Genomic DNA, 9677 nt, shown 5'->3' with positions numbered 1-9677 from the left:
TGGGAGACCGGGCAGGTCGATGTGTTGCCGTTCCAGCTGGTCACCATGGGTCAGCCGATCGCCGATTTCGCCAACGCCCTGTTCGCTGGGGACAGCTACCGTGACTATCTCGAGGTGCACGGTATCGGTGTGCAGTTGACCGAGGCCCTGGCCGAGTACTGGCACCGGCGGGTCCGTGAGGAACTGACCCTGGACGGTCAGTCCGTGGCCGATGACGATCCGGCCGATATCCAGGACTACTTCAAGCTCGGCTACCGGGGTGCGCGGTACTCGTTCGGTTACGGTGCGTGCCCGGAACTGGAAGACCGCGCCAAACTCGTCGACCTCCTCGAAGCGGGCCGCGTCGGCGTCACCCTGTCCGAGGAACTGCAGCTGCACCCGGAACAGTCCACCGACGCGTTCGTGCTGCTGCACCCGGAGGCCAAGTACTTCAACGCCTGAGTGCCGCCCCGGTGCCGTCCGCCGCGCCGATTGTGAAAGTGATCACGATCGGCGGCTACGGCCATGGACCGGCCACTTCCGGCACCGGGGCAAAGCACTTCAGCACGTAGGATTTTCACAAAGTTTCATCCCGCTGTGGCGCGGAGGGCTGGACGACTCGGCGGTAATGCATGGAGGGGCGCAGATGACATCGGATCGGTTGATCGCGGGACGCTATCGACTCACCGACCCGATCGGCACCGGCGCGATGGGCGTGGTCTGGCGCGCCACCGACGTGCGGTTGCGCCGCACCGTCGCGGTCAAACAGCTCCTGCTCGCCCCCGGACTCACCGGCTCGCAGGCCCTGGAAGCCAAACTGCGCGCCATGCGCGAGGGCCGCATCGCCGCGCGCCTGCACCACCCCAACGCCATCACCGTCTTCGACGTCGCCGAAGAGGACGGCCAGCCGTGGCTGGTCATGGAATACATGAACGCCCCCAGCCTCGCGGTGAAACTGGCCGGCGGCGCCACCCTGCCGCCCATCGAGGTCGCCGGGATCGGCGCCCAGGCCGCCGCCGCGCTCTCGGCCGCCCACGACGCGGGCATCATGCACCGCGACGTCAAACCGGCCAATCTGCTCGTCGGCGACGACGGCACCGTCAAGATCACCGACTTCGGCATCTCGCACGCCACCGGCGACGTCACCGTCACCGCCACCGGCTTCCTCGCGGGCACCCCCGCCTACCTCGCCCCCGAGATCGCCCGCGGCGACAACCCGAAAGCCGCCGCCGATGTGTTCGCGCTCGGCTCCACGCTCTACGCGGCCGTCGAGGGCGCACCGCCGTTCGGCGAGGGCGACAACCCCCTGGCCGTGCTGCACGCCGTCGCGCGCGGCGTCGTCCCGGAACCGAAACACGCCGGACCGCTCGGCCCGGTCCTCATGTGGCTGCTGACCGCCGCCGCCGAGGACCGCCCGAGCATGGCCCAGGCCCGCACCGCCCTCGAAGACGTTGCGGCGGGCCGTGTTCCGGCCCTGCCCGGCGCCGCCGCCACCAAGACGCTGCCGGTCGGCGAGGCCGCAACCACCCTGCTGCCCCGCCCCGCCACCCCGGGCACCGGGGGAGCGGGGGCCAGAGCGGGCCTGCTCGGCAGCGGCCTGGCCCTGGCCAAGTCGGCGCGCTCGGCGATCAGCGGCCGCTCCGCCGTGCCCAGCCCGGTCGGGCAGGCCGCCGCGGGCGACCCCGGACTCGTCCGGCCCAGCGACGCGGTCGCGCCCGCGTCGCCGCTGGCCGGGACGGGCCGCCCGCCCGCCTTCCCCACACCCCCGGCCCGCACCGACGCGGCGAACAACCGCGCTGTCCTGCTGCTGGCCGCGGCCGTCGCCGCGTTCACCGTCATGCTCGTGGTGCTGGTGGTCACCCGGGACCGCGGTGGTGACCCGGGCGTCCAGGTCCAGAACCCGCCCTCGCCGATCACCGTGACGACCATGGTCGACGGCCGCGTCGACACCGTCGTCATCGTCCCCGAACAGGAGACGATCACCGTCTCGGCGACCGCCCCGGACGCCCCGACCACCTCCGGCGCCCCGACCAGCACACCGCACCCCACCTCGGGCAGCGCCACCTCCACCCCGTCGGCCACGCCCAGCACCACCATCACCACCACCCCGTTCGGCCCGCCCACCCCCGACCGGATCAACCAGTTCATCGCCGGCTACTACGGCATGCTGCCGGGCAATATCGGCGGCGCGTGGGCCCAGCTGGCGCCGGGCTACCAGACCCAGACCGGCGGCTACGGCGAATACTCGCGGTTTTGGTCGTCGGTGCGCGCGGTGACTGTCGGTTCGATCACCCCCAGCGGGCAGAACCGGGCCGTCGTCGCGCTGACCTACCGGCTCGCCAACGGCTCGGTGACCTCGGAGAACCGGTGGATCCAGGTCTCCGGCGACGGGGGCAACCTCCAGATCGCCGGGTCGGGCGTCTGAGCGCCACCGGCTACCCTGGACCCGGCCCGGCGACCGCCGCGAGCCGTCGACGACGAGAACGAGGCGGGACCACCGAAGTGAGCGCGCGACCGGCCGCGGTGCTGTGGGACATGGACGGCACGCTGCTCGACTCGGAGAAGCTGTGGGACATCGCGGTGCGCGAACTGGCCCGCGAACACGGCACCGAACTCACCGACACGGTGCGCCACGCGCTCATCGGCGCCTCCGGCCCGAACGCGTTGCGGATCCTGTTCGACGGCATCGGCGTCGAGGCGACCCCGGCGGTGCTGAGCGCGGCGGGGGAGTTCCTCGAACGGCGGGTCACCGAACTCATGCTCGGCCCCATCCCGTGGCGTCCCGGCGCCAAGGACGCGCTGGCGATGGTGCGCGCGGAGGGCCTGCGCTGCGCCCTGGTGACCAACACCAAACGCTCGCTAACCGAATACGGCCTCGACACCCTCGGTCGCGACTTCTTCGACCTGTCCGTCTGTGGTGACGAGGTCGACCACGGCAAACCCGACCCCGCGATCTACCGCCGCGCCGCCGATCTGCTCGGGGTCGACCCGGCCGACTGCGTCGCGATCGAGGACTCGCCGACCGGTGCGCTGGCCGCCCAGGGCGCGGGCTGTGGCCTGATCGTGATTCCCTGCGAAATCGCGGTTCCGCATGTGCCGGGACGGGTATTCAGGGAAACGCTGGTGGGTTTGTCGCTCGCCGATCTGCGCGCCGCGCTCGCCGCGCGAGTATGAAGATCACGTTCTAAAACGCTTGTCGCACAGCACAATTCGGGGTCCTGTGATCTGTCCGGTATAGGCCGGATTTGGCGAAACCGGCGGCGCGGGGCGCGAAGTTACCGCACACTGAATGCATGACAGGCACGCGGGGGCTTGACGAAATCGTCGATATCGCACGGTATCCGCTCACCGATCTCGGTGGTCCGGGCAGGCAGGCGGCCGTCGTGGCCGCGCGTGCCGAACTGGCCGAGGACGGCTGCACGGTCCTGCGGGAGTTCATCCGGCCGGAGCTGCTGGCGACATTGCGGGCCGAGGGCGAACGGATCGCCCCGCACGCGCATTACAAGGTCGAACGGGTCAACGCCTACAACATCCCGCTCGACACCGAGCTGCCCGACGACCATCCGGCGCGCATCGTGCTCGACCGCGGCAACGCCTTCGTCGCCCGCGATCACATTCCCGCCGACGCGCTGATCCAGCGCCTCTACACCGATCCGGTCTTCCAGCGTTTCGTCGCCGACTGCTTCGAACTCGACGAACTGCACGAATTCGCCGACCCGCTGGCCGGGCTGTGCCTCAACGTGGTCGAGCCGGGCATGTCGCATCCCTGGCATTTCGACACCAACGAATTCACCGTCAGCATGCTCACCCGCAGGCCCGAATCGGGTGGCGTCTTCGAATACTGCCCCAATATCCGCGATCCGCACGCGGAGAATCTCGACGACGTGCGCGCCGTACTCACCGGCACCGGCCAGCGGTTCCTCCGCGCGCTCGAACTGCGCCCCGGCGACCTGCAGCTGTTCAAGGGCCGCTTCTCCCTGCACCGCGTCACCGAGGTGGCCGGCGCGGGCCAACGACATTCGGCGATCTTCGCCTACACGGACCGGCCCGGGGTGATCGGCACTGTCGAACGCACCAGGCAGCTGTTCGGCCGTGTTCTGCCCGACCACGTGGCCGCCGCGGCCGACGCCGTCCGGGGTGACCGACTGCTCGACTGAGAGGAACCGCCCATGTCCGTCCCGTTGGACACCAATGGCAAAGCATCCTTCGACGACATCTACGAAAGTCCTGATCCGCGGCAGTACTTCGCGCGGATGAACGATCTGGACTACCGGATCCCGGAACTGGCCAAGCCGCACTTCCAGGAACAGTTGCGGCAGTTGCGGGCGGCCCGGCCCGACCGGATCCCCACCGTCCTCGATCTCGGGTGCTCCTACGGGGTGAACGCGGCGCTGCTGCGCACCGACACCACGGTCGACGAGCTCGCGGGCCACTACCGCGAGCACGCCGAGACCGACCGGGTCGGCCTGATCGCCGCGGACCGGGAGCGGTTGCGCACCGACCTGATGCCCGACGTACGCTTCGTCGGGATGGACGCCGCACGCCCGGCGCTGACCTACGCCCACGCCGCCGGATTCCTGCACGACTACGTGCACGCCGACCTCGAGGCCACCGAGCCCACCGAGGCCCAGCGACGTGTGCTCGCCTCCGCCGATCTGGTGATCTCCACCGGATGCGTCGGCTACATCACCGAGAAGACCCTGTCCAGGGTCGTCCAAGCCGATCCACGCAAGCGACCGTGGATGGCGCACTTCGTGTTACGGATGTTCGATTTCGGTCCCATCGCCGCGGAACTGGCCGCGCTCGGCTATCGCAGCGAGCAGCGTCCGGGTATGTTCCAGCAGCGTCGGTTCGCCTCGGCGCAGGAACGCGAGCAGGTGCTGGATGCGTTGGCGGCCAAGGGAATCGACACCACCGATCATGAAGCCGAGGGCTGGCTCTACGCCAACCTGTTCCTGTCCCGCCCGCATCCCATCGAGACCTGAGGACCTGGATTGAACCCACCCACGTTCGCCGCCGAAGACACCCTGCCCCGGGTTCCGCTGCCGACACTGGACGACAGTTGCGCGCGGTTCCTGCAGTGGTGTCGGCCGCTGCTGAGCGCCGAGGAGTACGCCACCACCGAGGGCGCGGTAGCCGAGCTGCTGCGCCCCGGCGGGGCCGGGCGCACCCTGCACGCCGCGCTGGCCGACTACGACGCCACCCCGGGGGTGGGGAGCTGGCTCGACGAGTTCTGGCCCTCGCGCTACCTGGGCCGCCGCGACCGGATCGCGCTCAACGCGAACTTCGTGTTCCTGTTCCGCGACGACACCCCGCTGGCCGCCTCGACGGTCGCGGGACAGGCCGAGCGGGCCGCCGCGCTCATCGGCGCGGCCGTGGACTACAAGCTGGCCCTCGACGCCGAGCGGGTCCCGCCGGTGACCCAGCGCGGGCAGCAGCTGTCGATGTGGCAGAACAAGTACCTGTTCTCCGAGACCCGGATCCCGGGCGAGGAGCAGGACACCGTGCGCAAGCCCTACAGCGACGAACAGCCCGGGCCCTCCGACGCCCGGCACATCGCGGTCTTCTACCGCGGCAACATCTTCCGGATGGACGTCATCGGGCCCGACGGCGCGCCGTACGCCTTCGCCGACATCGTCGACGGGCTGCGCGCGGTGATCAAGGGCGGCACCAAGCCCGCCGCCACCGACACTTCGGTCGGGCACCTCACCACCAAGGCCCGCGCCGAATGGGCGCGCAGCCGCGCCGCGCTGCGCACCGAGGCGGCCAATGTCGCCGCCTTCGACACGATCGAGACCGCCCTGTTCGCGGTGTGCCTCGAGGACTTCGCCCCGCGCGACGAACTGCACGCCTGCGATCAGCTGCTGCACGGTGACAGCGCCAACCGCTACTTCGACAAGTCGGTGTCGTTCATCGTCTTCGCCGATGGGCAGGCCGGTATCAATATCGAGCACTGCGGGCTGGACGGCACCACCGTGCTGTCCTTCGTCGACGCGCTGCTCGAGCGCACCGCCGCCGACCACGCCGAGACCAGCGGCGCGTCGGCCCAGGGGCTGCCGCCGGTGGAGCCGGTCGAGTTCGTCCTCGACTCCGCCGCGCGCGCCGACATCGCCGCCGCCGGGGCCGACTTCGCCCGCTTCGCCGCCGACACCGCCACCTCGCTGGTGTCCTTCGACGATTTCGGCACCGCCGACGCCAAGAAGCTCGGCATCTCGCCGGACGCCTTCGCCCAGCTGGCCTACCAGCTCGCGCACCGGCGCAGCAAGGGCCTGACCGGCGCCACCTACGAGTCCATCGCCACCCGCCAGTTCCGCAACGGGCGCACCGAGGCGATGCGCGTGGTGACCCCGGAGATGGTCGCGTTCGTCGACGCCATGACCGACGACGCGGTGGACCACGAGGCCACGCTCGCCGCCGCCCGCACCGCCGCCGCCGCGCACGTCGGCCGGGCCAAGGAATGCCAGGCCGGGCAGGCCCCCGAGCAGCACCTGTGGGAGCTGCAGTGGATCCAGCGCCGCCGCGGCGCCGAACTCGGCGTCGCCGACGAGCGGATCGCGCTGTTCGACAGCCCCGGCTGGACGATCATGCGCGACGACTACCTGAGCACCAGCTCGGCACCCTCGCAGCACATCCGCTACTTCGGTTTCGGCTCCACCAGCCCGAAGTGCATCGGCATCGCCTACGTGCTGCTGCCCGACCGCTGGAACATCTACCTGGCCACCCCCAAGTCGGTGTCCGACCAGATGTACGCCTTCGCCGACCACCTGCGCACCGCCGTCGCCGACCTCCGCGAGCTGCTGGCAGACCCCTCCTGACCGGCTAGCTGCGCACCCGGCCACGAACGGGCCGACCTCGAGGAGGCCCCCGTTCGCGGCCGGGTCGCCGCTCAGCGCTCGAAGCGCATGCGCCGAAGGTGCGAGTCTCGAGTGCTGAGCGGTGGCCCCTCGGGGCCGCGAACACGCGGCGCCCGCGCCGCCAAAAACACGTGTGAAACAATCAACCACCGTGAAGAACTTCGAATCCCTGTTCGCCGAGCTGACCGAGCGTGCCCAGACCCGTCCCGAAGGGTCGGGCACCGTGGCTGCCTTGGACGCCGGGGTTCATTTCCAGGGTAAGAAGGTGCTCGAGGAGGCCGGGGAGATCTGGCTGGCCGCCGAGCACGAGAGCGACGAAGCCCTCGCCGAGGAGATCTCCCAGTTGCTGTACTGGCTCCAGGTGATGATGGTGGGTCGCGGGCTGAAGCTCGAGGACGTGTACCGACATCTGTGACGGCTGATCCGTCCGGTCGACACCTCCTCCCCTTCTCCCGAAAGGACCCCTCTCCCATGTTGCGCGTCGCCGTTCCCAACAAGGGCTCGCTGTCGGAATCCGCCACCTCCATCCTCGCCGAGGCCGGGTACCGCAAGCGGACCGATTCCCGCGATCTGACCGTGCTCGATCCGGCCAACCAGGTGGAATTCTTCTTCCTGCGGCCCAAGGACATCGCCATCTACGTCGGCTCCGGCGAGCTCGACCTCGGCATCACCGGCCGTGACCTGGCGCTGGACTCCGGCTCGCCGGTCAGCGAGCGCCTCTCGCTCGGCTTCGGCCGCTCCACCTTCCGCTACGCGGCCCCGGCGGGCGAGGAGTGGAAGGTCGAGGACCTCGCGGGCAAGCGCATCGCCACCTCGTACCCCAACCTGGTGCGCGCCGACCTGGCCCGCTTCGGCATCGAGGCCGAGGTCATCCGCCTCGACGGCGCGGTCGAGATCTCCATCCAGCTCGGCGTGGCCGACGCCATCGCCGATGTGGTGGGCTCCGGCCGCACCCTGCGCCAGCACAACCTGGTCGCCTTCGGCGAGTCGCTCTGCGATTCGGAGGGTGTGCTGATCGAGCGCGCCGGTTCCGCGCAGGACGACCGCGCCCGCAACCAGCTCATCGCCCGCATCCAGGGCGTGGTGTTCGCCCAGCAGTACCTGATGCTCGACTACGACTGCCCCAAGTCGCTGCTCGACCAGGCCGTCGCCATCACCCCGGGCCTCGAGTCGCCCACCATTTCGCCGCTGGCCGATCCCGAGTGGATCGCGGTGCGCGCGCTGGTCCCGCGCAAGCAGGGCAACGAGCTGATGGACCGCCTCGCCGACCTGGGCGCCAAGGCCATCCTGGCCACCGACATCCGCTCCTGCCGCGCCTTCTGACCGTGCCGTCGTCCGGACCTCCCCGAGTACGCTGAACGGAGAGGTCCGGACAATCGGCGATTGGAGCGGATATGTCGAACAAGAACGAACACGAAGAGAAGATCGAAAAGGAACAGGTCGAGCGCGAGGAAGAACGCCGCCGCCTGGAAGAGGAAGAACAGCGCCGCCTGCAGTAGCGGCCCACCCCTCACCCCTACTCCCGGACAGTTACGGGGAGTGGGGGTTTCGTTTGCCCTGAAGCGGTGCTACGTTGGCCGGAGAGGCTAAGTTACTTGCCGGTAACAAGGTGTGGTGCTGTAGTGGGGAACGGGGGAGGACATGAGTACTGCGACGATCGTGCTGGGGGTCATCGGGGCCGTCATCACGGTGTTGTGCTGGGCGACGCTGGCGATCGGGTTGAGCCGGATGCTGCGGGTGTTGCGGGCGGGTCAGCCGGACGGGACGCGGTGGCGGCCGATCGTGCCGCGCGTGCGGACCGTGGTGGTCGAGGTCGCCGCACACACCCGGATGAACAAATTCCGGAGTGTGGGCTGGGCGCACTGGCTGGTGATGGTCGGGTTCCTGCTCGGGATGGTGTTCTACTTCGAGTCCTACGGGCAGACCTTCGATCCGTCCTTCGGATGGCCGGTGATCGGGCACACCGCCGGATATCACCTGCTCGAGGAGCTGCTGAGTCTCGGCACGATCGCCGGGATCGGCGCGCTGATCGTCATCCGGCAGCGCAACCATCCGCGCAGGCCTGAACGTCTGTCGCGGTTCGGCGGATCGAATTTCCTGGCCGCCTATCTCATCGAAACCATCGTCGTCGTCCACGGCATCGGTGATGTGCTGGTGAAGGCGGGCAAGATCGCGACCTACGGCGGCGGGCACCTGGCCACCGACTTCTTCACCCTGCAGGTCGCCCGGGTGCTCCCGGCCAGCCCGGTGATGATCTCCGTGTTCGCCTTCGTGAAGATGCTCGCCGGTGCCGCGTTCCTCTACCTCATCGGGCGCCATCTCACCTGGGGTGTTGCCTGGCACCGGATTTCGGCGTTCTTCAATATCTACTTCAAGCGTGAGGCCGACGGTGATGTCGCGCTGGGCGCGGCCAAGCCGATGATGTCCGGGGGCCAGGTTCTCGACATGGAGACCGCCGATCCCGACTCGGACACTTTCGGGGTCGGCAAGGTGGAGGACTTCACCTGGAAGGGGTTGCTCGACTTCACCACCTGCACCGAGTGTGGTCGCTGCCAGTCGCAGTGCCCCGCCTGGAACACCGGAAAACCGTTGTCGCCCAAGCTGTTGATCATGTCGCTGCGTGACCACACGTATGCGAAGGCTCCGTATCTGCTCGCCGGTGGCGACGAGTCGAAGATCTCCGAGGCGGCGCGGGCCGAGGCTGAGCGTCCGTTGATCGGTGGCGAGGACGTCAACGGTGTCATCGATCCCGAGGTCCTGTGGTCGTGCACGAGCTGTGGTGCGTGTGTCGAGCAGTGCCCGGTCGATATCGAGCATGTCGACCACATCATCGATATGCGCCGG

The 9677-nt window shown here is 69.2% G+C and carries 9 protein-coding genes; all 9 read left to right on the top strand.

The window, feature by feature from the left end; genetic code table 11:
• The coding region (locus WA675_RS27210) for a vitamin B12 dependent-methionine synthase activation domain-containing protein (protein ID WP_336088312.1) at nucleotides 1-441 on the top strand (441 nt) is incomplete at its 5' end.
• A 184-nt stretch (nucleotides 442-625) separates the two neighbouring features.
• On the top strand, nucleotides 626-2404 hold the full coding sequence (locus WA675_RS27205; protein ID WP_336088310.1) for a serine/threonine-protein kinase: 1779 nt from the start codon (nucleotides 626-628) through the stop codon (nucleotides 2402-2404).
• A 77-nt stretch (nucleotides 2405-2481) separates the two neighbouring features.
• Nucleotides 2482-3153, top strand: a complete 672-nt coding sequence (locus tag WA675_RS27200) for an HAD family hydrolase (RefSeq protein WP_336088308.1) — start codon at nucleotides 2482-2484, stop codon at nucleotides 3151-3153.
• 119 nt (nucleotides 3154-3272) lie between these two features.
• Nucleotides 3273-4136, top strand: a complete 864-nt coding sequence (locus WA675_RS27195; protein ID WP_336088306.1) for a HalD/BesD family halogenase — start codon at nucleotides 3273-3275, stop codon at nucleotides 4134-4136.
• 12 nt (nucleotides 4137-4148) lie between these two features.
• Complete coding sequence (locus WA675_RS27190) at nucleotides 4149-4964, top strand: class I SAM-dependent methyltransferase (RefSeq protein WP_336088303.1); 816 nt, start codon at nucleotides 4149-4151, stop codon at nucleotides 4962-4964.
• 9 nt (nucleotides 4965-4973) lie between these two features.
• Entirely contained in the window at nucleotides 4974-6794 is a 1821-nt protein-coding gene (locus tag WA675_RS27185) for a choline/carnitine O-acyltransferase (protein WP_336088301.1), read from the top strand.
• A gap of 172 nt (nucleotides 6795-6966) precedes the next feature.
• On the top strand, nucleotides 6967-7248 hold the full coding sequence (locus WA675_RS27180; RefSeq protein WP_336088298.1) for a phosphoribosyl-ATP diphosphatase: 282 nt from the start codon (nucleotides 6967-6969) through the stop codon (nucleotides 7246-7248).
• 56 nt (nucleotides 7249-7304) lie between these two features.
• Nucleotides 7305-8156, top strand: coding sequence for an ATP phosphoribosyltransferase (gene hisG / locus WA675_RS27175; RefSeq protein ID WP_336088295.1), 852 nt, complete (start codon nucleotides 7305-7307; stop codon nucleotides 8154-8156).
• A gap of 318 nt (nucleotides 8157-8474) precedes the next feature.
• Nucleotides 8475-9677, top strand: a 1203-nt coding sequence (locus WA675_RS27170) for a (Fe-S)-binding protein (RefSeq protein WP_336088292.1), incomplete at its 3' end; no start/stop codon positions are given.

The sequence above is a fragment of the Nocardia sp. SSK8 genome (assembly GCF_037034205.1).
GTDB lineage: Bacteria > Actinomycetota > Actinomycetes > Mycobacteriales > Mycobacteriaceae > Nocardia.
Note: the sequence above shows the minus strand (reverse complement) of the source record. Positions and strands in the feature narration are given on the sequence as shown.

What these genes read in the sequence shown, in the direction of transcription:
- WA675_RS27205 (WP_336088310.1), top strand. Translation starts at nt 626, where the DNA reads ATGACATCGGATCGGTTGATCGCGGGACGCTATCGACTCACCGACCCG.
- WA675_RS27195 (WP_336088306.1), top strand. Translation starts at nt 3,273, where the DNA reads ATGACAGGCACGCGGGGGCTTGACGAAATCGTCGATATCGCACGGTAT.
- WA675_RS27190 (WP_336088303.1), top strand. Translation starts at nt 4,149, where the DNA reads ATGTCCGTCCCGTTGGACACCAATGGCAAAGCATCCTTCGACGACATC.
- hisG (WP_336088295.1), top strand. Translation starts at nt 7,305, where the DNA reads ATGTTGCGCGTCGCCGTTCCCAACAAGGGCTCGCTGTCGGAATCCGCC.